Annotated in this window: 24 protein-coding genes; 5 read left to right on the forward strand and 19 right to left on the reverse strand. The window is 63.7% G+C overall.

Going from position 1 to position 22,868, the window contains the following annotated elements:
• Positions 1–128 precede the first annotated feature (128 nt).
• Both J3485_RS21980 and J3485_RS21985 read left to right on the forward strand, forming a co-directional pair.
• A complete protein-coding gene (locus J3485_RS21980) occupies positions 129–1,292 on the forward strand; it encodes a porin (protein ID WP_206956430.1) in 1,164 nt (387 codons plus the stop codon).
• 5 nt (positions 1,293–1,297) lie between these two features.
• On the forward strand, positions 1,298–2,050 hold the full coding sequence (locus J3485_RS21985) for a fumarylacetoacetate hydrolase family protein (protein WP_206956431.1): 753 nt from the start codon (positions 1,298–1,300) through the stop codon (positions 2,048–2,050).
• A gap of 7 nt (positions 2,051–2,057) precedes the next feature.
• Here the strand turns inward: J3485_RS21985 and mdcH are convergent, their stop codons facing one another.
• From mdcH to J3485_RS22025, 8 genes are read right to left on the reverse strand one after another with little or no spacing between them, the layout of a single operon-like run.
• Positions 2,058–2,993, reverse strand: coding sequence for a malonate decarboxylase subunit epsilon (gene mdcH, locus J3485_RS21990; protein WP_206958284.1), 936 nt, complete (start codon positions 2,991–2,993; stop codon positions 2,058–2,060).
• Positions 2,993–3,691 (reverse strand): malonate decarboxylase holo-ACP synthase, encoded by a 699-nt coding sequence (locus J3485_RS21995; RefSeq protein ID WP_206956432.1) that lies wholly within the window; start codon positions 3,689–3,691, stop codon positions 2,993–2,995. The genes mdcH and J3485_RS21995 overlap by 1 nt, the downstream gene beginning before the upstream one ends.
• Positions 3,692–3,731: 40 nt before the next feature.
• Positions 3,732–4,556: a biotin-independent malonate decarboxylase subunit gamma gene (gene mdcE, locus J3485_RS22000; RefSeq protein ID WP_206956433.1), complete on the reverse strand. Its 825-nt coding sequence runs from the start codon at positions 4,554–4,556 to the stop codon at positions 3,732–3,734.
• On the reverse strand, positions 4,556–5,431 hold the full coding sequence (locus tag J3485_RS22005) for a biotin-independent malonate decarboxylase subunit beta (protein ID WP_206956434.1): 876 nt from the start codon (positions 5,429–5,431) through the stop codon (positions 4,556–4,558). Before J3485_RS22005 ends, mdcE begins: the two co-directional genes overlap by 1 nt.
• On the reverse strand, positions 5,428–5,739 hold the full coding sequence (locus J3485_RS22010; RefSeq protein WP_206956435.1) for a malonate decarboxylase subunit delta: 312 nt from the start codon (positions 5,737–5,739) through the stop codon (positions 5,428–5,430). Before J3485_RS22010 ends, J3485_RS22005 begins: the two co-directional genes overlap by 4 nt.
• Positions 5,727–6,653, reverse strand: a complete 927-nt coding sequence (locus J3485_RS22015; protein WP_206956436.1) for a triphosphoribosyl-dephospho-CoA synthase — start codon at positions 6,651–6,653, stop codon at positions 5,727–5,729. Before J3485_RS22015 ends, J3485_RS22010 begins: the two co-directional genes overlap by 13 nt.
• A 3-nt stretch (positions 6,654–6,656) precedes the next feature.
• The gene (gene mdcA, locus J3485_RS22020) at positions 6,657–8,318 is read right to left on the reverse strand and encodes a malonate decarboxylase subunit alpha (protein ID WP_206956437.1); all 1,662 of its coding nucleotides are present in this window, start codon (positions 8,316–8,318) and stop codon (positions 6,657–6,659) included.
• Between the two features lie 41 nt (positions 8,319–8,359).
• The gene (locus J3485_RS22025) at positions 8,360–9,169 is read right to left on the reverse strand and encodes a GntR family transcriptional regulator (protein ID WP_206956438.1); all 810 of its coding nucleotides are present in this window, start codon (positions 9,167–9,169) and stop codon (positions 8,360–8,362) included.
• 147 nt (positions 9,170–9,316) lie between these two features.
• Here J3485_RS22025 and J3485_RS22030 point away from each other — a divergent pair, with 147 nt between their 5' ends.
• The 3 genes from J3485_RS22030 (at position 9,317) to J3485_RS22040 (ending at position 11,391) form a co-directional block, all read left to right on the forward strand.
• Positions 9,317–10,615 (forward strand): MFS transporter, encoded by a 1,299-nt coding sequence (locus tag J3485_RS22030; RefSeq protein WP_206956439.1) that lies wholly within the window; start codon positions 9,317–9,319, stop codon positions 10,613–10,615.
• 126 nt (positions 10,616–10,741) lie between these two features.
• A complete protein-coding gene (locus tag J3485_RS22035) occupies positions 10,742–11,062 on the forward strand; it encodes a type II toxin-antitoxin system RelE/ParE family toxin (RefSeq protein ID WP_206956440.1) in 321 nt (106 codons plus the stop codon).
• Positions 11,062–11,391: an addiction module antidote protein gene (locus tag J3485_RS22040; protein ID WP_206958286.1), complete on the forward strand. Its 330-nt coding sequence runs from the start codon at positions 11,062–11,064 to the stop codon at positions 11,389–11,391. The genes J3485_RS22035 and J3485_RS22040 overlap by 1 nt, the downstream gene beginning before the upstream one ends.
• Before the next feature lie 17 nt (positions 11,392–11,408).
• Here the strand turns inward: J3485_RS22040 and J3485_RS22045 are convergent, their stop codons facing one another.
• The 11 genes from J3485_RS22045 to J3485_RS22095 form a co-directional block, all read right to left on the reverse strand.
• A complete protein-coding gene (locus J3485_RS22045; protein WP_206956441.1) occupies positions 11,409–12,938 on the reverse strand; it encodes an SH3 domain-containing C40 family peptidase in 1,530 nt (509 codons plus the stop codon).
• A gap of 74 nt (positions 12,939–13,012) precedes the next feature.
• Entirely contained in the window at positions 13,013–13,918 is a 906-nt protein-coding gene (locus tag J3485_RS22050) for an ATP adenylyltransferase family protein (RefSeq protein WP_206956442.1), read from the reverse strand.
• Positions 13,919–13,929: 11 nt separating this feature from the next.
• Positions 13,930–14,208, reverse strand: a complete 279-nt coding sequence (locus J3485_RS22055) for a hypothetical protein (protein ID WP_206956443.1) — start codon at positions 14,206–14,208, stop codon at positions 13,930–13,932.
• A gap of 90 nt (positions 14,209–14,298) precedes the next feature.
• On the reverse strand, positions 14,299–15,339 hold the full coding sequence (locus J3485_RS22060; RefSeq protein ID WP_206956444.1) for a pilus assembly protein TadG-related protein: 1,041 nt from the start codon (positions 15,337–15,339) through the stop codon (positions 14,299–14,301).
• A gap of 60 nt (positions 15,340–15,399) precedes the next feature.
• Positions 15,400–15,969, reverse strand: a complete 570-nt coding sequence (locus J3485_RS22065; RefSeq protein WP_242538885.1) for a TadE/TadG family type IV pilus assembly protein — start codon at positions 15,967–15,969, stop codon at positions 15,400–15,402.
• Positions 15,970–16,037: 68 nt separating this feature from the next.
• Positions 16,038–17,018, reverse strand: a complete 981-nt coding sequence (locus J3485_RS22070; RefSeq protein ID WP_206956445.1) for a type II secretion system F family protein — start codon at positions 17,016–17,018, stop codon at positions 16,038–16,040.
• A gap of 26 nt (positions 17,019–17,044) precedes the next feature.
• Positions 17,045–18,022, reverse strand: coding sequence for a type II secretion system F family protein (locus tag J3485_RS22075; RefSeq protein WP_206956446.1), 978 nt, complete (start codon positions 18,020–18,022; stop codon positions 17,045–17,047).
• An 18-nt stretch (positions 18,023–18,040) separates the two neighbouring features.
• Positions 18,041–19,414: a TadA family conjugal transfer-associated ATPase gene (locus tag J3485_RS22080; protein WP_206956447.1), complete on the reverse strand. Its 1,374-nt coding sequence runs from the start codon at positions 19,412–19,414 to the stop codon at positions 18,041–18,043.
• A gap of 26 nt (positions 19,415–19,440) precedes the next feature.
• Complete coding sequence (locus J3485_RS22085) at positions 19,441–20,652, reverse strand: CpaE/TadZ family protein (RefSeq protein WP_206956448.1); 1,212 nt, start codon at positions 20,650–20,652, stop codon at positions 19,441–19,443.
• Between the two features lie 55 nt (positions 20,653–20,707).
• The gene (locus J3485_RS22090) at positions 20,708–21,013 is read right to left on the reverse strand and encodes a hypothetical protein (protein ID WP_206956449.1); all 306 of its coding nucleotides are present in this window, start codon (positions 21,011–21,013) and stop codon (positions 20,708–20,710) included.
• A gap of 37 nt (positions 21,014–21,050) precedes the next feature.
• Positions 21,051–22,850: a type II and III secretion system protein family protein gene (locus tag J3485_RS22095; protein WP_206956450.1), complete on the reverse strand. Its 1,800-nt coding sequence runs from the start codon at positions 22,848–22,850 to the stop codon at positions 21,051–21,053.
• Between the last annotated feature and the right edge of the window lie 18 nt (positions 22,851–22,868).

Raw genomic sequence — 22,868 nt, forward strand, 5'->3', positions numbered from 1 at the left:
ATGACGAGCAGTTCGAGAGAGACCGAGCGCGATTCGATCGCCGGTCGCCGGTTGCGGAAACAGCAAATGACGGGCATGGCCCGGACAACAGCGGATCTCTCAGTCAATTCGTCGGTTTGGAGCATTCGATGAAAAAGCATGTGTTTTCTCTCGTCGCGCTGACGGCTTTCGCAGCGCCAGCATTCGCCCAAAACAGCGTCACGTTGTACGGTCTGATCGATGAAGGGTTCAATTACACGAACAACGTGCAGGGCAACCACAATTACGAGCTGGCCAGCGGGGACGCCCAAGGCAGCCGCTGGGGCTTGAAGGGCGCGGAGGATCTGGGCAACGGCCTCAAAGCGATCTTCCAATTGGAAAACGGTTTCGACGTCAACACGGGCCGCTTGAATCAAGGCGGCCGCCTGTTCGGCCGGCAAGCGTTCGTCGGCTTGTCGAGCGACTTCGGTACCGTCACGCTCGGGCGCCAGTACGACTCGGTCGTCGACTATCTCGCGCCGACTACGGCGAACGGCAACTGGGGCGGCTATTTGCTCTCGCATCCGTTCGACAACGACAACACGGACAACTCGTTCCGCGTCGACAACACGATCAAATACGCAAGCCCGAATTATTCCGGCCTCCAATTCGGCGGCACGTACAGCTTCAGCAACAGCACGGGATTTTCCGACAACCGTCAATACAGCCTCGGTGGCCAATACCAGAACGGCGGCTTGCTGGTTGGCGCGGCCTACTTGCAGGCGAACAATCCGGGCGTGACCGAGGGCGGCGCCATCGCAACGGACGACGCGAATTTCACCTCGTCGCGTTTGCGCATTTTCGGTGGCGGCGTCAATTACACGTTCGGGCCTGCGACTGCCGGCTTTGTCTATACGAATACGAACATCAGCAATCCGACGGCCGATGCGTATCTCACGAGCGCCGATTCACTGCTGCCCGTCACCGGGCCGCTCGCCGGTGCGACGTTGAATACGCTGAAGTTCCAGAACTTCGAAGTGAACGGCAAATATCAGCTCACGCCTGCGATGTTCATCGGCGCGCAGTATGTCTATACGATAGAGAACTACGACACGACGCTCGGCGGCGTAACGCCGAAGATTCATACGTTCGGGCTGATGGTCGATTACAACCTCTCGAAGCGCACGGACGTCTACATTCAAGGCGCGTTCCAGAAGGTGGCGGGCGATAGCACGGGCTCTTCGCTCGATCACGCCTACATACCGGGGGCGGACGACTTGTCGAGTACCTCGAAGCAAGCCGTGGCGCGTGTAGGCATTCGTCACAAGTTCTAATCATCATGGCCAACACGCAAGAACTTGCCGCGCGCATTGTGCAGGCGCGCCGCACGCATACGCTGATCGATCCGGGCTCGCTCGCATCGTGCAAGCCGGCCAATGCCGACGAAGCCTATGTCGTGCAGCAGCTCGTGCTCGACGAATTGGGCGGCTGTGCCGGCTACAAGATTGGCGCGCCGTCGCCGACGGCCGCGCCGCAGTGTTCGCCGTTGCCCGCGACGAAGGTGTTCGGTGCGGCCACGGGTATTCGCCGTAGCGACTATGCACGCATCGGTCTCGAACTCGAGATCGCTTTCAGCTTTGCCGAAGACGTCGACCATCGGTTGTCCGAGCAAGCGGATGACGTGATCGATGCGATCGATACGATGTCGGTCGTCGCCGAAATCGTCGACAGTCGCTTCGACGGCTGGCCGAAGGTCGACCCATTGCTTCAGCTTGCCGATTTGCAAAACAACGGAGCGCTCGTGATCGGCGATACGCGGCCGTATGATCGCAACTTCGATTTCAGCGCGCCGCGTCTGAGTTTTTACTGCGACAACCACGAGATTTTTCGAGGCACGGCGCGGCATTCGGCGGGCGATCCACGACGCTTGATTGCGTGGCTCGTGGCGCGAACGTTGGAGACGGGGCATTCGATACCGGCACGCACCGTCTTGACGACGGGTTCCTATACGCCGTTCTACATCGCGACGGGGCCGGGCGTGGTGCGTGGGACGATCGAAGAGTTCGGGAAGATCGAGTTCGAGATCAAGTAGGGGCTTTCTAATCCCCATCCGTCACGCGCCGGCCCACGACGTCGACGAGCCGATCGCCGGTGAACGCGGCCGCCGCAAGTGCGGCGACCTCGGGATAGGCTGCGCGTGCAATGGTGGTCAGCACATGCCCCGGCGGCGCCTCGACAAGCAACGTTGCTCCGCGTTCGACGATCGTCGTCAGCGCGTCGAACCATCGCACCGTATAGCGCATATTGGTGGCCAGGTCGTCGCGGATATCTTCGCCTTTATGCAGCGCGCGAGAGCGCCGATTGCCGATGTATATTTGCGTAGGTATCCTAAACGTTACATCGGCGGCATACGCTACGAGCGCTTCCGATGCCTCACGCAATAGTTCGCAGTGCGACGGAACGCTGACGGCGAGCCGTGTGGCACGACTCGCACCGCTCGCGGTGGCGCGTTGGTTGAACGCTTCGAGCGCCTGATCGGAGCCGGCGACGACGATTTGCCGTGGCGCATTGACGTTGGCGACATACACGCGAGCCGCCAGTGCCGCAGCCGCCGAATCGATCAGCGCCTCGACTTGCGCCTCGGTCAAGCCCTCGATGGCGGAGAGGCCGTATCCGCGCGGATAGGCTCGCTCCATCAACTCGGCGCGCATCTTCACCATCCGCAGCGCATCGGCGAACGCAATGGCGTCGCAGCCCACGGCGGCAGCATAGGCACCGACCGATAGACCCGCGTGCAGTTGCGCCTCGATGCCGGCATCGGCGAGACGCCGTGCAATTGCTACACCGGCCACGACGAGGGCGATCTGAACCGCGACGCTCGAGCGCAGCGCATCGCTCGAATCTAGCGCGGTGACGTCGAGCGCCAAAACGTCCGAGGCTTCCGCGATCGTCGACGCGACGATAGGATGGGGCGGCAGTCGATGCAGAAAGCCCGCGCTTTGCGCACCTTGGCCGGGATAGAGCAGCGCGAGCATCAGCCGTTCGCCTCGCCGAGCGAGCCCGCGCTCGCCCAGGGATCGGCGATGAGGCTTGGGCCGCATGCCGAACGCGCCAGTACGCGCGCTTTGTCTTCGGCCCATTCGCTGAGCGCCACGCCGCCGGCAGGCGTTTCGAGTTGCGCATCGATGCGCACGCCCATGTTGCGCTCGACGACGCCCAAGCGTGCGCGTAGCGTGCGCGCATGCTCGCGCACGAGCGGCGAAGGCGTTCGAATCAGTAGATCGAGATCGCTCGTGTCGGTCGCGGTGGGCCGGGCTGTCGCGAGCTCGAAGCCCACGCTGCCGGTCGGCCCCCAAACGAGCGATCCGAGGCAACCGCTTTCGACGATGACACGCAGCGCCGAAAACGGCGCGAGCGTCCAGCGGCCGGGACCGGCATGCCGATGCAAGAGTTGTTCGGGGGGCGATGCGGACTCGATGTCTTCATGTGCGACGAATGTCCCGTATCGTTGCTGCCGAGCGTGCCCGCGAAAACCCACGGCGACGGAACCGCGCGGCGCCTGCGCGCGCCGTACCACGGCGAACGGGGCATCGGCGAACGCGCCGGGGAGCCACGCGGGCATATCGTCGGCCAAGGGGAGCGCGTGCAACCGAAGCAGATCATGTGCTTCGTACTCCTTAGCATTTCGAAGGCTGTCCGTATGCATTCGCTGCCCGTATTGATCTTCACTCATCGCCGCCGATTCGATGTATCGACATATCGGCTCATCATGGCTATCCGTCGACGGCATCCCACTGCATCGCGAGACGGCGCCTGACCTCGATCGAAGCGGCTCGCGTCGTGCGCGCCGTGTCAGAATCGAGTCGCCGCGAGAGCTCGCGCGAGCCCGTACGTGCCGATGCCGCGGCTTCCGTTAGCGCACGGCGCACCGTCGCGATCTGTTCGTCGGTTGGCGCATCGGCATCGACACCCTCGATGAGACGATCGAGCAAACCGAGCTTGGCGAATGCCGCAAGCGAATAGGACATCGGCGTAATCGTCTCGCCCAATGCATCGAGTGCCTCGACGCAGCGGCGCGTCACGCGTGCGGCCGCTTCCTTGCCCATGGCATGCACCATCGTACCCGGCGCGGCGAGCGCGAGGATGCGATTGGCCTGGTAGCCGTGCGCGAGAAAGGCACCCGACATCGCCGGCCCGACGATCAAGGCGACGACCGGGTGTCCGGCGAGCCGCGCACAAGCGTAGGCGTCGACCGCCGCCGCGCAGGCGAGATGAATGCCGAGCATTTCCTCGCGATACCCGTACGCCTGACTTTTGACGTCGACGATCGCGACGATCGGCCGGCGCCGTTGCGCATGCGCATCGGCATCCACGACGTCGCGCACCGCACGTGCCAAGCGCCATCCCTGCTCGAGGCCGACGACGTTTTCGCATGCGCGCGGAAAGCGGTTCTCTGGATCGGGCACGACGGCAATATAGCGGGCCGATTCATCGCCGAGCAGGGCATCGGCGTAGCGCACGGGGGCCGGACTTGCCGACTGGCCCGCGAGAAGTTGGAGCCATCGCTCGCCGCGGGAGGGGGAGATCGTGTCGTTCATTAGGACTCCTTAGCGATCACGAGGTCACCGAACAGGGCTCGCATGTCGCCGGGCGAAACGGTTGCGGGATCGACCTGCGCGAGCAGTGACAGGTAGCGATCGACGGCTTCCGATCGATGGATTGAGGGGACACCCGCGTCGAAGGCTGCTCGTACGGCTGACCCGATCGCGTCGACGTCGTCGTCGACGAGATAATCGGCGAGCCCCGATGCGACCCGCTGTTCGCCGCCGATCAACTGCCAAATGCGCCGCCGGTCGCTCGAGTCGAGCTCGTCGATGCCGGCCTCCTGTTCGATCACTTCGGGGCCGTTCATGCCAAGCCGCCCTTGCCGTGTCATGATCAAGCGCGAGCAGAGCGCTGCCGCGAGCGACATGCCGCCGAAGCATCCGACCATGCCGGCGATGACGCCGACAACGGGCACGTGCCGTCGCAGCGCGACGATCGCCGCTTGTATTTCAGCGATCACGGCAAGACCGAGATTCGCTTCCTGCAATCGAACGCCGCCCGTTTCGAAGACGATGACGGGGCGAACGATCTTGCCGCGCTCGCAGTCTCGCCGTGCGAGCTCGAGGGTCGCGGCGATCTTGCTGCCCGATACTTCGCCGATGCTTCCGCCTTGAAAGGCCGACTCGATCGCCATGACGACCGCGGCCTCGCCGTCGATCGCGCCGCGCGCGATCACCGCGCCGTCGTCGGCCTGGCAGACGATCCCTTGCAACGGCAGCCACGGCGATGTGATCCGATCGAACGGGCCGAGCAATTCGCGGAATGTCCCATTGTCGAGCAGACGCTGCGCGCGCTGGCGCGCCGTGAGTTCGATGAAGCTCTCACGTGCGACGAAGGCCGGCGCGGCGAGGGAATCGACGGTGCTCATGCATTTTCTCCTTGCCCGCCTTCCACGGCCTCGACGGCTTCGGCGAGCCGCAGCGCGACGACGCCCGGTGTCGCGCCGAAATCGTTGATTTCGATCGACGCCGCCCCGTCATATCGAGTGAAGAACCGATCGAGCACGCTCTTCCAAATGTGCGCGTAACCGTCGACGCTCGTATTGACGACGACGCGCGCTTGCATCGCATCGTTCGGCGCGAGCAGCACTTCGAGATCGCCCGAGCCGACCACGCCCACGTGTGCGCGCGCGGCAACCGTGCGGCGCGCCGGGAAATCGAATGTCAGATGCTCCATGTTTGTGATCCCCCATTGGCGCTCGGCGGCGCCAGCCTGTCGATGAAAAGCGTTGCGGCGAGCAGATCGGCAGCGCCGCCCGGCGAAGCATTGAGTGCGAGCAGACGCGCTTCGAGCCGGTCGAATGCGGCGCGCCCGCTCAGTGTGGAACTGCCGCCCAGCGTCAGTATCTCGCGTGCGCCGTCCTTTGCCGCCGCCAGCGCGGGCGGGCCGGCGCGATGCAGTAGGCAAGTGTCGTCGAGCGTCGTCATGATTGCGAGTAGCGCGTCGATTCGCGCGGCGTTCTCGGCGATGCCGCAGCGTCGCGCCGCGTGCAACGCAGGTAGACCGGCGTGCAGTATGTGCGGGAACCCCTCCTGCGCTTCGCGTCGCGCTCCGCCGACACCGTAGCGTTCACGCACGCGTGCGCCGTTGCTCTCGATGAGCGGAGCGCCGTGATCGGGAAAGCAGGCGATTTGCGCGCCGATGCAGCAGATCGCATCGGCAAAGCGCGGCCGCCCCTGCGCGAGCTCGCCGTAAATAGTTGCACCCGCAACCAATAGACCGATAATCCAGATTGCGCCTCGGTGTGCGTTGCTGCCTTGCGTCGCGCGCATCATCACGGTTTCACCGGCACGGCCGATGGCGGCCAGGTCGGTGCGCAATGCGGCCGAGGGCCGTTTGCCTCGCGATGCGCGCGCGAGCGCGGCGAACGTGGGTTCGAGCGAATACGCGGATCGTTCCATCACGGCAACGCTCAAATCGCGATGCGCTCCGCTGCCGCGCCGATCGACGAGCGCGGGTTTGGGCGTGACGTGCGCTTCTTCGATCAGCGCATCGGTGGCGAAGCGCGCGAGCCGCATGGCGATGTCGTCATGCGGCGCCGCAATGTCGCGCTCGACGCGATGCGTTCGACGAACGGCTCGGGCAGGCATCGGTCACCAGCTCCGGAAGCGGGCCGGCGGCGCATAGAGCCCGCCCGACCATGCGACGAGATCGTCGATGCTGCGAGCAGCCAGCAGCGAGCGCTTGGCTTGAGCGCGCCGAATGCCGAGGTCTTCAGGGTAGGCGACGATGCCGCGACGCCTGAGCTCGGCCGTGCGCTCGGGCTTCGCTCGCAACCCGATCGACGTGACGCCGGCCACGGCGGCAAGCGCCGCGCGCCGCTCTTCGATGCCTTCCGCCTTGTGCAGATAGGCAATGCCTTCCTCGGTCACGACATGGCTGACGTCGTCGCCGTAGATCATCACGGGCGCAATCGGCATGGCGTTTTTGTTGCCGACGGCAATCGCGTCGAGTTCGTCGACGAACGTGGGCTCGCCGCCTTTCTTGTACGTCTCCGCCAGTTGGACGACGAGCTTACGGCCGCGCGCGACGGGGCCGTCGGTTTGCTTCAGCAGCTTGAGCCATGCCTCGCTCGCGTGGCGGCGTCCGTGCGGATCGTGGCCCATGTTGGGTGCACCGCCGAAGCCGGCGAGGCGCCCGCGCGTCACGGTGGACGAATTCGCATCGACATCGATTTGCAGCGTCGAGCCGATGAATAGATCGACGCCGTACTGGCCGGCCAACTGGCACAGCACGCGGTTCGAACGCAGGCTGCCGTCTCGCCCCGTGAAGAAGACGTCGGGACGCGCGGCAACATAGGCTTGCATGCCCACTTCGCTGCCGAAGCAATGGACGCTGTCGACCCATCCCGATTCGATCGCGGGGATCAGCGTGGGATGAGGGTTGAGCGTCCAGTTGCGGCAGATCTTCCCTTTCAAGCCGAGCTCGGCGCCATACGTCGGCAGAATCAGTTCGATGGCGGCCGTATCGAAGCCGATGCCGTGATTGAGCGACGTGACACCGTATTGTTCGTAAATGCCGCGAATGACCATCATCGCGGTGAGCACCTGCAAATCGCCGATGTGACGCGGATCGCGCGTGAACAGCGGCTCGACGGCGAACGGCCGGTCGGCCTGCACGACCACGTCCACCCACGAGCCCGGAATGTCGACGCGCGGCAGCGTGTCGACGACCTCGTTGACCTGGACGATGACGATACCGTGCCGGAATGCCGCCGCTTCGGCGATCGTGGGGGTGTCTTCCGTGTTCGGGCCGGTATAGAGATTGCCATGGCGATCGGCTTTCTCCGCACACAGCAGCGCGACTTGCGGCGTTAGGTCGACGAACATGCGCGCGTAGAGTTCGACGTAGGTGTAGATCGCGCCGATCTCGAGCAGACCGTCTTCGAGCAGTTGCGCGACCCGCAGGCTTTGCGGACCCGCGAACGAGAAATCGACCTTGCGTGCGATGCCGCGCTCGAATAGCGTCAAATGTTCCGGGCGGCTAATGCTGGAGATCAACAAATGGACGCCGTTGACGGTCTCGGGATCGACGCGTGCCAGCGCGCGCGACAAGAAATCGGCTTGCTTTTGATTGTCGCCTTCCAATGCGACGCGGTCGCCCGGACGAATCAGCGCTTCGAGTGCATCGACGATGCGTTCCGACGGCAAGATGCCGTCTTCGAGCCACGGCGAAACGACGGCGAGCCGCCGTGCTTTTTCGTCGCGCAGAGTGGTCCACGTGCGCTGGACCGGTGCTTCGGCTGCGGATGTCATCGGGCGAATCGGCTCCTATATAGGGAAGGGGCGAACGGGGGCTATCCGTGAGTACGCCTGCCGCGCTTTTTCGGCGCGAGCATCGACCCTTCCGGCGCCGATGCATTGCCGCGCTTGCGTGCGGGAGTGCCCGACGCGGATGCTTGTTCGCTCAGCAGACGATAGAGCAGTTGTCCGGTGCCGAGCAAATGCTCGGCGATCAGCTTTTGCGCAGCCGGAATGTCTTTGCGGCGGACGAAGCGCAGCAACTGTGCGTGTTCTTGATCGGAGACGCGCTTGTGCTCGGGCAAGCCGAACTTGACGCGCAAGTAGCGCTCGCCGCGCCGATGCAGCGTGCCGATCATGTCGATCAATTGCGGGCGGCCCGCGAGCGCATACAGGCTCATGTGAAACGCTTCGTTGCGCGCCACGTAGAGCGCGGGATCGCGTTCGAGTTCCGCTGCTTCGTGGAGCGCTTGCACTTCACGCAAGGTTTCCTCGGTGTGGTTCGGGATCGCGAGCGTAATCGCAAGGCTTTCGAGCGCCGCGCGAATTTCATAGATCTCGCGCGCTTCGTCGGCCGACAGCGGGGCGACCGTGGCCCCTTTGTGCATTTCGACCCTCGCCCATCCTTCGCTTTCGAGTTGACGCAGCGCCTCGCGCACCGGAATCGCGCTGACCGAAAAATGGCGGGCCACGGCGTCCTGGCGCAGCGGTGCGCCGGGCGGCAGCCGACCATCGACGATCGCTGCGCGCAGCGCATCGGCCACCATGCGCGATGCGCTCGTGCGTGGCGCGACGGCTACCGCTGCAAGCGGCAGGCCTGGGTCGGACTCGACCTCTAAGGGAAAACGATTCGTTGCGTCAGTCATGATGCTCGATATTATATATAAAATATTGAATCCGAAATCGGGCAAACCCGAGGCACATCGGGGTGGCGAAAGCGGGCGTGGCAAGCGCCGCATTCACTCGCAGTCATGAGAAATCAGTAGTCCTAACCGTTTCACCGGAGGAGCCAGATGAGTTCAACGACGGAAAGCGCGCGGGTCGCGCGACGGCGCACGCCGCTCAATCGTGCGCAGATAGCGGGATTTTGGGGCGCATGGGCAGGATGGACGCTCGACGGGATGGATTCGTTCATCTACGCGCTGGTGTTGACGCCCGCGCTGACGGAACTCTTGCCGCACTCGGGCATTGCGGCGAGCCCCGCGAACGTTGGCTTGGCTGGGTCGATCTTGTTTGCGTTGTTTTTGGTGGGGTGGGGCCTGTCGTTCATTTGGGGGCCGATTGCCGACCGCTTTGGGCGCACGAAAGTGTTGGCCGGAACGATCTTCATGTTCGCGATCTTTACAGGGCTTGCGGCCACGGCACATAGCGTCTATGAACTCGGCTTCTATCGCTTTCTGGCCGGCGTGGGGATCGGCGGCGAATGGGCGCTTGCGGGAACCTACGTCGCCGAGGCATGGCCTGAGGATCGACGCAAGATGGGCGCCGGGTATTTGCAGACGGGCTATTACGCGGGGTTCTTCTTGGCAGCCGCGCTGAACTATACGATCGGCGTGCACTTCGGTTGGCGTGCGATGTTCTTGACCGGGGCGGTGCCCGTCGTCATCGCGATCGTCGTGCTGTTGCGTGTGAAGGAGCCTGAGAAGTGGAAGCAAGCCGAGGCGCGCGTCGTCCACACCAAGCCGCTGAGAGAAATCCTCGGCCCCGGCTATCGCCGCCGCACCTGGGTGGCCTGCGTGCTGCTGACGATCGCGATCGTCGGTTTGTGGGCCGGCGCCGTCTATGAGCCATCGGCCGTCATTCAACTCGCTTTCAAGTCCGGTATGAATAAGGCGGGGGCGATCAAGACGGCCTCATTGGCAACGGGGCTGCTGTCGATCGGCACGATTCTCGGTTGCTTGGCGTTGCCGCCGCTCGCGGAATGGATCGGGCGCAAGAAGACATTGGCCGTGTATTTCGCGGGCATGGCGGTATCGATCGTCGGCGCCTTCGGCTGGGCCTTCTATTTGCCGAATGGGCTGGCGCCGTTCATTGCTTGGTTGTTTGTACTCGGATTCTTCGGCGGCAATTTCGCGTTGTTCAGCCTGTGGCTGCCCGAGCAGTTCGAAACGCGCGTGCGCGCGACGGCATTTGCGTTCTGCACCTCGTTCGGCCGTTTCATCGGCGCGGGGGTGAACTTTCTGCTCGGTGCGGCCGTGCTGCATATGCACACGCTCGGGCTGCCCGTTGCGTTGACGGCGGTGGTCTTCGTCTTGGGGCTGCTCGTGATTCCATTCGCGCCGGAGACGCGGGGCGAGGTGTTGCCGCAGTAGGGTGGGGGTGGCCGAGTCAGCCTTCGTTTTGTCGCCGCGCCTCAGTTCGTCTGATTTCTCGAGCCCGCCCGCGGTCACGCCACTTCTCGCATGGTAAAAGAGTAGCTTTTAAGCTACAACTGTGCCATGATCGAAGTTGTTCGGTACCGCAGCGCGGGTGGACGGGAGCCGTTTACGGAATGGCTTTGCTCGCTGCGGGATAAGGTCGCTCAAGCCCGCATCCGTATTCGGCTCCGACAGGTGCAAACCGGCAATCTTGGCGATTGCGAGTCAGTCGGTGAAGGGGTCATAGAGCTGCGCGTCCATATCGGTGCGGGTTACCGACTGTATTGTGCTCACCATGGGAAGGCCGTTGTGTTGCTTTTGTCCGGCGGCGACAAGGCCAGCCAAGCGGGTGACATCAAGCGAGCCAAGCAATTGTGGTCGGAATGGAAACGGAGGCAATGATGAACAACCTTAAAGGAGTGGTGTCGCACCATGACGCGGAGGTCGCCGAATTGCGCGCCGACCACGCATTGGCCGTGGAATATCTAAAGGCCGCGATGGAATCGCTCGACGATCCGAACGATCGGGCGGCTGGTTTGCTGGCTTTGCGCACCCTGGCCGAGGCATACGGGGGGTTGGGCGCTGTCGCGGCCACAGCCGGAATTAGCCGTGAATCGCTCTATCGCGCACTATCTGCCAAAGGTAACCCTACGCTGAAGACGCTATTGGCGGTCCTTAAAACGATTGGCATGAGGCTCTCCGTTGAACCCGTACACCACGCGCACGCGTGAGCCGCGGCCTCCATCCCTCAACTCGCCGGATTCTCCTCATCGGGCGGCGGCGCCGCGCCGCTCGGCATGCCGAGCACGCTGACTTGAAAGATCCGTGTGGCGGCCAGCGATTCGAGGCTTGGATCTTCAGGAATCCTAAGCAATAGCGGAAAGATCACCGATCCGCCGATCACGGCGCGACGGCTGTTGTCGGCCGGGCGCATGCCCCAGATGTCTTGGTAGACGAGCGGCACCGTACGCCCGTCGCGCGTCGTATTGCCCAGATACAGCATGACGTGGCCGCCGATATAGATCAGCGTCCGCATCGGCTTGCCGTGCTCGACCAAATAGTCGATCCGTTGCGCCGGCGAGTCCGACGAAAGGTCGGTCATGTCGCCGGCCGTCATCTGCGCCGACGAATGCCGCGGCAGCCAAACGCCAAACGTCGCGAAAATGCTTTGCAACTCCGACGAACAGTCGTTGTAGAAATTCATGTTGCCCCATCCGTAGGGGCGGCCGATCAGCGATTTGATCAGTACGGCTAAATGATGCGGCGTGGCGGCAATGGGCGCCGGCGCGAGTGCCGCATCGGGCATTTGCGCTTCGCGTATCACGGCGCGGCCGTCGATGTCGCGAGCGGGCACGAGCACCGTGTATTGCAGCGCTGCTGCCGTTGCGCTCTGCGCGAGCGGCAGCAGCGTGCCCGCCGTTGCGTCGAAGCGAAACGTGCCGCGTTGGTCGCGTACGGGCATGGATGCCGCGATCACCACGCCCCAGCCGTCGCTTGCACGATGCGACCAGGCCGAGACGAACGCGTCATCGACGAAGCCGACGCCGTGTGCCTGCACCCATCCTTGAACGTCGGGCGTTTGCACGTAATCCCATGCGCCGTCAATGCTGTGGCCCAGCACGTAGAGCGGCGTACCGGGACGCACCGACGAAATTTGCAGATTGTCGAACGGATAACCCTCGCCCGCAAGCCGGTGCGAATAGAACGACGGATCCATCGTCGGCAACTCGCGCACGAGTAGCGCGTCGGTCGCGATCGCTCGGGCGTTCGGCGCATAGTGCGGTGCCTGCGAGAACTGCTGCAGGTTCATGTTGCGCTCGACGTCGTAGATCCACTGAGCCGTGTGCGGACGGTAGTTCTGACCGTAGCCGATCGATCGGGTTGGTTTGCCCTCGTTGTCGTAATTGCCGATGCGGCGCAATTGCAAATCGACGATGTCGGCGCCGCCCTGGCCGTAAAGGCGATTCGTGATGAACGCCGGATTCCACGGCGATGCATCGTGCTCGCGCGTGCCGAAGTAGCGAGCGAGATAGGCTTCCCAGTGCGCGCGTTGCTGAGCGGTGCTCAGGAACGGGGTGTCGTAGTTCGCGCTCGCCGGGGCGATCCAATGGTCGACGTTCTGATCGTAGTCGGCCATCGGAAACAGCCCAATCGGGTCGACATAAGCGTGCGGCGCGATCGCAGGTGGTGTCGCACAGGCGGCGAGGGCCAACACGAGCGAGGCGAGTGCGGCGCGAGCGGCGAGCGTACGCGTCGGGGAAATGGCATGGAAGGACATCGAGGCAACCATTCGTCGAAGACGTCGAAGAAAGCATGAGGCCATCATGATACGGCCTGCCGTGAGCGAACTGGCTATGCGTCGTTGCCGCGTGGCAGGCCGACGTCGCGCAAGATCGTCATGGGCCCGATTCGGCGTATCGCATCCAACTGCTGCGCGTCGCGCACGAACAGCGAACCGGCGAAGCCGAGCGAGTTGATTGCGATGCCGTTGGCCTGCTCGGCCGAGCGCGGTACGATCAGCATCCAGTGCCGCGTGACGAGTAGATTGTAGGGGGCCGATTGATGCACGTGGTGCGTACGATGCGCGTGGTCGCCGGCGGCCACGGTGCGCAGCGCGAAGGCGTCGAGCAACATCCGATAGCGACCGAGCGCTTGCGCCGCGGCGTGTTCGGGCGATGCCGGCGCGAGCCGCGCGAACGCATGCCGGAACGGGAGCGCGGGCAGCGTGCCCACCGCACCGTCGAAGGTCGCAGTCTCGATCAGCGGGGCGAGCGGCAGCGATTGTCCGGCATCGCCGAGCGGCAGCGGCACGATCTGCAAATGCTTGTGCGGCTGGCTCGAGCCGGCGTCGCGTCCCCCGTTGTAGAATCCGAGCCCGTCGAATTGGGCAAGGCACGCGAACCATGCTTCGAAATCCGCGAGATCGAGGAGTGCTTCTTGTGGCTCGAACGCTCGCGTGACGATCAGCAGATGATGATCGATGACGTTGAACTTGTTGAGCAGCGCGAAATGCGTGGCCGACACGTCGGCGACGAATAGATCTGGGTCGTGCGGGAGGAACGGGTCGACGAACGGCCGCGGCGAGGGTGTTTCCTGCTGTTGCGGTTTGCGGGCCAAACTCGAAACCTGCCTGACGACGAATCGTATGCCGCCGTCGTCGAGCGTGGTTTGGATCGTCTCGATCGGGCGCAGCGCGCCGCATGCGAGCGCGTGGGCGGTGCGGCCGACGACGGCGGGCCAGAGCGTGCCGGGTTGCATGGAGCGGGCCGCTATTCGCTGAAGAGGCTGCGAATGTCCTTGCCTTCGTCCGCATCGGACAAGTTGTATTCGGCTTGCGCTGCGGTCAGCACCTCCTCGACGAATCGCTCGTACCCGAGCGCGTTGCCGAAGTGTTTCATGGTCCAATTGCAGCCCGTCGCGTCGGGTTCTTGCTTGTGCGGGCGCGGCACCCGGATTTTGACGCCGTCCTCGACGATCTCGTGGATGCGGTGAAGGCGGCGGCTTACTTCGTCCTGTAGACGGGAAGCGTTGAGCGTCTTGCGTATCACGGCGGCTCCTCATGGGTTCGATGTTGGGCCTGCCGTGACTATGCCATGGATACCGTTACCTCGGCACGCGTAGCGTACGCACCACCTGCGTCAATTGACGAGCACAGGGGGCACGTAGGCGCCGTAATACGGCGGCGGCGTACCTGTTCCCGGGCCCACGTTCGTCGGAACGTAGTTGGTGACGAAATGCCCCTGTATGTACTTGCCGCTGCCGCCGACCGACGCGTCGATTTCGAACGGCGCGAAGGCGACGATCGGAACGGCAGCGTTTGTGCTGACGTCTACGACGACTGGCAGCAACACTTCGACCGGCGTGTTCACGGCGTTGTAGATGGCCGTCTTCGTGCCGGGTTCGATCCACGTGTCGCTGCCGACGCTGAGCGAAGTCGGATTGCCGTTCGCAATCAGGTTCTCGACGGCCGGCGTGTCGTTCACGTTGAGGTTGAACGTCGTCCATTGTCCCGACAAGCAAGAGCTGTAGTGATACGACGAGCCGATGTCGAACTCGTAGGGCTTGCCTGTCGTCGGATCGATCACCGGCTCACCCGTGGTCGAATTCCAGTAAGTGTTGTACATACACTGCGTGATGGCGAGCGGGAACAGCGCGCCGGGGTTGGCCGTGCCGGGCGGTGTAATCGCTGCGACGGCCGTGGCGCTGACGTTGATCGTCTTCGTGCCGATGAGTCCCGCAAAGTACGTCTGGATAGGGCCGCCGTTCGAACCCGCCACGCGGCTGACCGTGACCTTGATTGCCGGCCTGTCGTCGGTCCCTGGCGTGATCGTCGTGGATTGCATCCCCGAGGGCGAGCCCGTCAGGTTCCAGTAGCCGGCGGTGACCGTGCCGGTGCTGAGCGTCTGACCGTCGGCCGCGTTGAGGCTGACCGCCGCCGTAGCCTTCGACGTGGCATTTGCCCACGTCGTCGAGGTATTGGTCCATTGGAGCTGCTCTGCGCCCGCCAGGGCGGCGGCGTCGGCGGCGTTCTGCAACTGATTGCGTACGACTAGTGCGCGTCCGATGTCGACGGCCAGCGCGATGAAGCCGATGGCGATCGGCAGCAGCAGCGCGACATAGATCGCGATCGAACCGCGTTGCCGGCCTGCACGCCGTGCGAGTTGCGCATCGTTTCGCATGATTTCCTCCGGTCAATCTGCCTTCGCATTTTCGGTGCTGAGCCGTGCAAGCGACTCGGCTCATTCGTAATTCATCGTGGTCGTCGCGCTCATCGACAACAAGCTCGGCATCGGATCGAGCACCGAACTCATGCCGAGGCTGGTATAGCCGTACGAAACGGTGACCGTGAGCGGGTTGCCCGCGCTCGTGCCCGACGAGTGGCTAACGGTGACGGTTGGCGTGGGTTTGCTGCCGAGGGCGATGAGGTAGTTCGCGCAATAGTTCGTCGCGACGGCGGAAATTTGCGTATTCGTCAATTGCGGTGATTCATAGACGATGCCCGCACGCGCCGCTTCCCGGCTCGCATTGGTGATGACGGCTTTGTCGTAGAGCGCGAGTGCGAACTCGATGATGCCGAACGTAATGACGAGCAGCAGCGGCAGCAACAGCGCGAATTCGACGACGGCGGAGCCGCGCTGATTGCGGCGACGCACGTGTGCGCGCGCGACGCGGCCCGATGTCCGGGGTGGGACGCGAAACCCAATGCGGGTCGATAGACGATTGTTCATGATTGCCCCGAGTAGTTGCGCTACGGCCGCGACGAACCGCCTGCCGGCGTTCCGTTCGAGCGACGGACTGACCTTGTGCATGGCTGCGGCGATGCTTGGTTTTGCAAGTGTCTGGTTGCCGCGACTGAATGGTTGTCGATCGAGTTCATTCAACCTCCACCCATGTGTGCCATCGTCGGCAGAAGCTGACGGTAGATTTGGATTGCCGCGGGGCCGACAAGGACGACCACGAGCGTCGGAAAGATGAAGAAGATCAGCGGAAACAGGAGCTTTAGCGCAATCTTCGCCGCTCGTTCCTCGGCCTTCATACGGCGTTTCGTGCGTAGGCTGTCGGTGTAGACGCGCAGCGAGTCGCCGACGCTCGTGCCGAATCGGTCGGCTTGAATCAGCATCGTCGTCAGCGCATCGATATCCTCGACGCCCGTGCGTGCCGCGAGGTTGCGCAGCGCTTTTTCTCGGCCCGCGCCGGCGCGCAACTCGAGCAGCACGAGTTCAAGCTCTGTTTTCAACGCAGGGCTCTTGTTGCCGATTTCTTCCGTTACGCGCTGCATCGCGGCGTCCAGGCCCAATCCCGCTTCGACGCATACCGTCATTAGGTCCACGGCGTCGGGTAGTCCCTCGACGATGGCGCGCTGGCGGTGGACCGTGAGCCGGGAAAGCACGACGTTCGGCGCGTAGAACCCGAGTGCCGAGGCGGCCAGCAGCACGAACAATGCATCCAACGTATGCCCGGCCGAGAAACTGGGTGCCGCGACGATCAGCGCCGCGGCAGGCAGTGTGAGCGCGAGCACCGTTTTCGCCGCGAAATAGTAGGCGGGGGCCGCCGCACCGCGAAAGCCCGCATGCATGAATCGGCAGCGCAGCGCAGAGCGATCCCAGTCGTCTTTCGGCAGCGAGAGCTTGGCTACCTGTTTGGACACCTGAGTGATTCGCTCGCCCCATTTGTTGTCTTCCGGCGAACCGAGGCTGCCCATGCCGCCGGCTCCAGCCGCCGACCCGGCGAGCGGCATCGAGAGTCCTTCGACGCGACGCTTCAACGGATCGGGGCGTGCGAGCTGCAGAGCGCGCAGCACGACGCCGAAGACGATGAGAAACATCACCGCGAGCAAGACGATTTGTTCGGTTTTCATGATCGATCCTTAAGGTATCCTCACGATCAGACGCGAAGCCGCACGATTCTTCCCATCCACAGAATGCCGAGCACCATCATGCCGAGGCAGATGCCGGCAAGCTTTTCCGCGGCGGGGTCGGTCCAGAAGATCTTCATGAATCCGGGGCTCAGGACCGATAGCACGCCGATGACGACGAACGGCAGCAGCGCGAGGATCCAAGCGGAGAGGCGCCCTTCCGCCGACAGCGCGCGAACTTTGGCGAACAGCTTCAGACGTTCGCGAATGATGAGTCCGATGTTGCCGAGGATTTCCGCGAGGTTGCCGCCAGATTCACGTTGTATCAGCACCGCGATGACGAAGTAGCGCAGATCGTCGATCGGCACGCGCTCGGTGAGGTTGTATAGCGCCGTGTTCATCGATACGCCGAAATTGATTTCGTCGAAGACGATCTTGAATTCGGTGCCGAGGGGATCGGCCAGTTCTTCGGCGAGCATGCCGAGCGCACTGGCGAACGAGTGTCCGGCTCGCAGGGCACGGGCAATGAGGTCGGCCGCATCCGGCAATTGCCGTTCAAGCTGCTTCAGACGTTGGTTGCGCTTGCGTCGTATCGCCAGCCACGGCAGCAGCGCGAATGCGCTTGCCAGCGTGAGTTGAACGAGAAGCGGAATCGGGAACACCGCGCCGAGCACGAGTCCTACCGCGGCGCAACCCAGCGTATAGCCGAGGAAACGGCCCACCGTCGTCGTCAAGCCCGCCTGCTTCAGTAAGCGATCGACCGCGTGCACGCCCGGCACGTCAACGAGCAGATGTACGAGCCAGCGCGAGTCGCTGAGCTTGCGCTCCTTGAGAATCGACAGGGGCTGGCCGCCGGCCTGCGCATTGCTGGACCCGAGCTCGATGCGCGCGGTGATGCGCTTGGCTTGGGCGCCGTGGCGACTGATCCAATACAGGTAGAGTCCTTCGACCGACAACACCGTCGCGAAGAAGAGCAGGACAGCAAAGCCGAGAAACGTCGTATCCATGGCTGGCTCCTTGTCGGCTTACGCCTCGAAGCGGCGCGACGGATCGAACAGATCGTCGGGCAGCGCCACGCCGAACGCCGCCAAACGCTCCGAGAACTTCGGACGCACGCCCGTGGCGCAGAAGTAGCCCGTCACCTTGCCCTCGGTATTCACGCCGGTTCGCTTGAACGTATAAATCTCCTGCATGTTGATGACGTCCCCCTCCATGCCCGTGATTTCTTGCACGCTCGTGAGCCGGCGCGTACCGTCGGTCAAACGCACCGCCTGTACCACGACATCGATCGCCGATGAAATCTGTTGGCGCATCGCTTTGACAGGCAACGAAAATCCGGCCATCGACATCATATTTTCGAGGCGCGTGAGCGCGTCGCGCGCGGAGTTGGCATGCAGCGTCGCCATCGATCCTTCGTGCCCCGTGTTCATCGCATGGAGCATGTCGAGCGCTTCCGCGCCGCGCACTTCGCCCAAGATGATGCGGTCGGGGCGCATCCGCAGCGCGTTGCGCACGAGCGCGCGCTGCGGGATCTCTCCCTTGCCTTCGATGTTCGGCGGGCGAGTCTCCAAGCGCAGCACGTGCGGCTGGCGCAATTGAAGCTCGGCCGCGTCTTCGATCGTGACGATGCGTTCGTTCGCCGGGATGAAACCGGACATCAGGTTCAGCATCGTCGTTTTGCCGCTGCCCGTGCCGCCGGAGATCAGGATGTTGAGCTTGGCCTTGCTCATCGCCTCGAACATGCGCGCGATGGCGGGCGTGAAGGTGCGGTTGCGGATCATGTCGTCGACCGTCAACGGATTGACGGCGAAGCGCCGAATCGAGACGAGCGGGCCGTCGATCGCTGAAGGCGGGATGATCGCGTTGACGCGCGAGCCGTCGGGCAAGCGCGCGTCGACCATCGGCGTCGACTCGTCGATATGCCGTCCGACGCGCGAGACGATGCGCTCGATGATCTTCATCAAATGCGCATCGTCGAAGAACGTGATGTCGGTCAATTCGAGCTTGCCGCGCCGCTCGACGTAGACCTGCCGCCATGTGTTCACGAGAATGTCGTTGATCGTGGGGTCAGCGAGCAGCGGCTCGAGCGGCCCTAGGCCGAACATTTCGTTGTGCACGTCTTGTGCGAGCCGGCGCCGCTCGGCCTCGTTGAGGGGAATCTTTTCCTCCTCGACGATGCGCTCCACGAGCTGGCCGAGTTCGCGCGTGACTTGCTCGGGCGTTAAGCGCTGCAGTTTGTCGAGCTCGACGCGTTCGATGATCGTTCGATGGACGTGCATCTTCAACTGCTGATACGCTTGGCCCGCCGTATGAGTCTCACCGGTACCCGCCGTTGTCGTGCCGATCGTCTCGAACGCTACGACGCCGCTTTGCATCATCAATTGTTCACGCAAGGACATGGCTGTCTCCGCGATAGGTCAGGATTTCAGGATTCGGTTTTCAGCGTGCGCATCGGCGACGCGGCGGCCGGCTTGGAAGCGAACAGGCGAGAGAAAACGCCCGCCGGCGCGGCGGACGCCTTCGGCCAAAGGAGCTCGGTCAGCGCGTCGATGCCATGCGCCAGCGCGCTCGACTTCGCCACTTCGAGCAGGGGGGTGCCCTGCTCGATCGCCTGGCCTGCATGCTTTGCGTCGTGAGGCAATCGATGTGCGACGCGCACGCCAAGCGCGTGCTCGAGCGTTCCTACGTCGACGCTTGCGCTCTTGTCGTAGTGATTGAGCATGACGCGTAGCTTGCTCGTCGGATAGCCGAGTTCGCGCAGGATGTCCACGAGCCTGCGGCCCGTGTGCAAATGCGGGATGCTCTGGCGCAACACGACGCCGATATCGCTGCTGCGATCGAGCGCGAGCATCGAGATCGGGTCGATGGATTGCCCGAGATCGACGAGTACGACGTCGTAGCGCGGCAGCACGAGCGAAAAGATGCGCTCGACTTGCGCCGGCTTCAGGTCGGCAGCCTGAATCGGATCGCGCGCGCCGGCGAGCACATCCAAATTCGGATGGACGTGCATCGCGCACGTATCGAAGAACGCACCGTCGAGCCGTTCGATTTGTCTGCACAAATCGACGAGCGTCGCGGTGGGCGGTTTGTCGGCCAGCATCAGATGCGCATCGCCGAATTGGCGACTCAAGTCGACGACGAGCGTGCGCTTGCCGCGCTCGCGCGCCAACGCATAGGCGAGATTGACCGTGATGAGCGTCGTGCCGCAGCCCCCGCGCGGCGAGACGAACGACAACATGCGGCTTTCCCGACCCATGCCGGCGGATTTCTTTTCTTCGATGAGCGCAAGCTCGGCAGCGAACGATGCTTCGTCGATGGGCCACGACAGCACGTGGCGCATGCCGGCGCGCATGGCCGCGACGAGCCAGTCCTGCGAAAGCGACGGTGTCACGAGCAGGCAACTGAGCCGTGGGGCGTTGGCCGCGACCGCTTCGACCGCCGTCAAATCGCCTTGCTTCAGATGAATGTCGTCGATGATCAGCAGATCCGTGTTTTGAGCGTTATCGCGGTACTCGGCAAGCCTGGCGGCGCCGGCACGAATCGTACGTAATCGGTGACTGGCGTTTTCCTGGGCGACGAGCGTGGCAATCCGATCCGCGCGCTCCTCGTCGGACGAGATCAGCAGAATGTCGAGCATGGCGTTACCTCGTTTGATCGCTAGGTGGCGTGGGGCTTGCGGGGCTTTCGTCGCATCAGTTGCCTGAACCGCTGCCGCTCGAGGAGCTCACGCCGATCGTGAACATGTTGGTCGGCGGTGGAGGGGCCATGAACGACTTGCCGTAGTTTTGCTGCGCGGCGGTGGCTGCCGTGCCATCGATGCCCATGACCGGGTCGGTGTTGGCGGATGCGTTCGGATTGAGCGTCTGCATCGCCGTGATCGCGTTGACGGATTCGCCGAACGTGCGGTCCCAAATCGGCGTGGAGCTGAGGCAGCCGTCCAGGATCGCGCAAGCGCCGACGATGAGCGCAAGGCGAAGAGCAATCTGTTGGATCTTCATGTCGATCTCCGATGTCTTTGGTTTGTGGCGTAGGCGGTCAATGGGCGGCCGGCTGCGTTTGATCGTCGGCAAGCTTGGCCGGCGCATCGGGCAACGGCGTGGCGACAGGGTTTGCCGTCGCTACGGGTTGCGCCTTCGCGTCGGGCGTAGCGGCATCCGGACGGGCCGCCGTATCGGGCTGTGCGGTTGCCGAAGGCGTTGCCGGCGCCGACGGGGCGGGCAGCGCGCTGACGGGCGCCGACGAGGGCGTGGCGGGAGCCGGCGCCGGAGCCGGAGCCGGAGCGGCAGGCTTGTCCGAACGATGCCCTTCCATATTCCCGGTTGCGAAGATGCCGCCTTCGGTCACCTTGCCGAAGTGATCGGTCGGCAGCGTATAGTTCTGCGGCAGCGGTTTGGCCAAGTGCGGGGTGATGACGAACACGAGCTCTGTCTTGTCGGCTTGGTAGTTCGTGCTGCGCGCGAGCGCCCCGAGGATCGGCAACTCTCCCACGCCGGGAATGGCCTTGAGCGTGCCCGTGATGTTGTCCTTGAGCAGGCCGCCGATGGCAAAGCTCTGTCCGTCGTTGAGCTGAACCGTCGTCGAGGCGCGTCGCGTCGTAATGAGCGGCAGGACCGAACTGTTGTTGCTGTTGGACGCCGTCACGACGACGCCCGTCGGCGACAGCTCGGACACTTCCGGCGCCACCTTCAAATTGATGCGGCCGTTCTCGAGCACGGTGGGGGTGAACGTGAGACCGATGCCGAATTGCTCTTCCTGCAGCGTGATCGTCGTGCCGCCGTTGCCGTTGCTTTGCGGCACCGGGATGAATACCTTGCCGCCGGCGAGGAAACTCGCTTCCTGCCCGCTGATCGCCATGAGCGTCGGTTGCGCGAGCATCTTGACGAGCTCGTCGTCCTTCTCCGCGTCCAGCAACAGGCTCAGCGGCTTATTGTTCGCCTTGGAGAGCGAGAGCGCACTCGCGCCGCCCGATAGGAAATTGGCGAGCAGACCAACGCTCCAACTGCCGAACGCGCCTTGAATATTCGGTGCTGCGCCGAGTTCGTCGATCAGCGTTTTCGACACTTCGGCCACTTTGACTTCCAGCATGACCTGCTGCGGCGCGGCGATACGCATCATGTCGATGATGTGCAGCGGCGTCGGGCTCGTCGTGGAGGGCGCGGCTGCGGCTGCAGGCGCGGCCACGGGCATTGCCGTCGCGCGCCCTGGCATGGCGAGCGGCGTCGCGGGACGTTGCGCAAACGCATTGGCAAGCTCGAGGATGCGCTGCGCCTTGACCGAATCCGAGACGGTGCCGGTAAGAACGAGCGTATCGGCTGCCACACGGACCTTGACGCCGCTCTCGTCGGGCAAGAGTTCGTTGATGGCCTGCTGCAGGCCGTCCGGGTCGGCGCCGACGACGACGTCGATGATGCTGCACGAGCCGCTGCGCCCCTGCACGATCATGTTCGTCGTCCCGATGTCGGAGCCGAGCAGATACAACGTGCGCGGGGAGACGAGCATGGCTTGCACGACCGAGGGATTGCCGACCGTGCGCGTGCGTACAGGCTCGGGCAGGTCGACCATCGTCGACTTGCCGAGCGGAACGACGACGGAGGTGTGCATTGCCACGTCGCCGACGCAATTCGGTCCATGCTCGACGAAAGGCATCGCTCGCGTCGACGCTTGCGCCGCAGCGGCGGCAACGGGCTGCGCCTGCACGTTCGTCAGCACGCTGAGGAACAGCGCGCCGGCCATGCCGCACGCACGAGTCTTCCAGAAGCGTACGCCTGCTTGCGAGTGAGCCTGCGCACGTACGCGGCGCGGCGATCGGCTGAGGCGGTCGGATTGAGTCTTCATGTCGTTCCCCCGGTGATG

The organism is Trinickia acidisoli, assembly GCF_017315725.1.
Classification (GTDB): domain Bacteria; phylum Pseudomonadota; class Gammaproteobacteria; order Burkholderiales; family Burkholderiaceae; genus Trinickia; species Trinickia acidisoli.

What these genes read in the sequence shown, in the direction of transcription:
- J3485_RS22030 (WP_206956439.1), top strand. Translation starts at nt 9,317, where the DNA reads ATGAGTTCAACGACGGAAAGCGCGCGGGTCGCGCGACGGCGCACGCCG.
- mdcE (WP_206956433.1), bottom strand. Translation starts at nt 4,556, where the DNA reads ATGAACGACACGATCTCCCCCTCCCGCGGCGAGCGATGGCTCCAACTT.
- J3485_RS21980 (WP_206956430.1), top strand. Translation starts at nt 129, where the DNA reads ATGAAAAAGCATGTGTTTTCTCTCGTCGCGCTGACGGCTTTCGCAGCG.
- J3485_RS22035 (WP_206956440.1), top strand. Translation starts at nt 10,742, where the DNA reads ATGATCGAAGTTGTTCGGTACCGCAGCGCGGGTGGACGGGAGCCGTTT.
- J3485_RS22040 (WP_206958286.1), top strand. Translation starts at nt 11,062, where the DNA reads ATGAACAACCTTAAAGGAGTGGTGTCGCACCATGACGCGGAGGTCGCC.
- J3485_RS22005 (WP_206956434.1), bottom strand. Translation starts at nt 5,431, where the DNA reads ATGAGCACCGTCGATTCCCTCGCCGCGCCGGCCTTCGTCGCACGTGAG.
- J3485_RS21985 (WP_206956431.1), top strand. Translation starts at nt 1,298, where the DNA reads ATGGCCAACACGCAAGAACTTGCCGCGCGCATTGTGCAGGCGCGCCGC.
- J3485_RS22080 (WP_206956447.1), bottom strand. Translation starts at nt 19,414, where the DNA reads ATGTCCTTGCGTGAACAATTGATGATGCAAAGCGGCGTCGTAGCGTTC.
- J3485_RS21995 (WP_206956432.1), bottom strand. Translation starts at nt 3,691, where the DNA reads ATGAGTGAAGATCAATACGGGCAGCGAATGCATACGGACAGCCTTCGA.
- J3485_RS22085 (WP_206956448.1), bottom strand. Translation starts at nt 20,652, where the DNA reads ATGCTCGACATTCTGCTGATCTCGTCCGACGAGGAGCGCGCGGATCGG.
- J3485_RS22015 (WP_206956436.1), bottom strand. Translation starts at nt 6,653, where the DNA reads ATGCCTGCCCGAGCCGTTCGTCGAACGCATCGCGTCGAGCGCGACATT.
- J3485_RS22065 (WP_242538885.1), bottom strand. Translation starts at nt 15,969, where the DNA reads ATGCACAAGGTCAGTCCGTCGCTCGAACGGAACGCCGGCAGGCGGTTC.
- mdcA (WP_206956437.1), bottom strand. Translation starts at nt 8,318, where the DNA reads ATGACATCCGCAGCCGAAGCACCGGTCCAGCGCACGTGGACCACTCTG.
- J3485_RS22010 (WP_206956435.1), bottom strand. Translation starts at nt 5,739, where the DNA reads ATGGAGCATCTGACATTCGATTTCCCGGCGCGCCGCACGGTTGCCGCG.
- J3485_RS22045 (WP_206956441.1), bottom strand. Translation starts at nt 12,938, where the DNA reads ATGTCCTTCCATGCCATTTCCCCGACGCGTACGCTCGCCGCTCGCGCC.
- J3485_RS22075 (WP_206956446.1), bottom strand. Translation starts at nt 18,022, where the DNA reads ATGGATACGACGTTTCTCGGCTTTGCTGTCCTGCTCTTCTTCGCGACG.
- J3485_RS22095 (WP_206956450.1), bottom strand. Translation starts at nt 22,850, where the DNA reads ATGAAGACTCAATCCGACCGCCTCAGCCGATCGCCGCGCCGCGTACGT.
- J3485_RS22070 (WP_206956445.1), bottom strand. Translation starts at nt 17,018, where the DNA reads ATGAAAACCGAACAAATCGTCTTGCTCGCGGTGATGTTTCTCATCGTC.
- J3485_RS22090 (WP_206956449.1), bottom strand. Translation starts at nt 21,013, where the DNA reads ATGAAGATCCAACAGATTGCTCTTCGCCTTGCGCTCATCGTCGGCGCT.
- J3485_RS22060 (WP_206956444.1), bottom strand. Translation starts at nt 15,339, where the DNA reads ATGCGAAACGATGCGCAACTCGCACGGCGTGCAGGCCGGCAACGCGGT.
- mdcH (WP_206958284.1), bottom strand. Translation starts at nt 2,993, where the DNA reads ATGCTCGCGCTGCTCTATCCCGGCCAAGGTGCGCAAAGCGCGGGCTTT.
- J3485_RS22050 (WP_206956442.1), bottom strand. Translation starts at nt 13,918, where the DNA reads ATGCAACCCGGCACGCTCTGGCCCGCCGTCGTCGGCCGCACCGCCCAC.
- J3485_RS22025 (WP_206956438.1), bottom strand. Translation starts at nt 9,169, where the DNA reads ATGACTGACGCAACGAATCGTTTTCCCTTAGAGGTCGAGTCCGACCCA.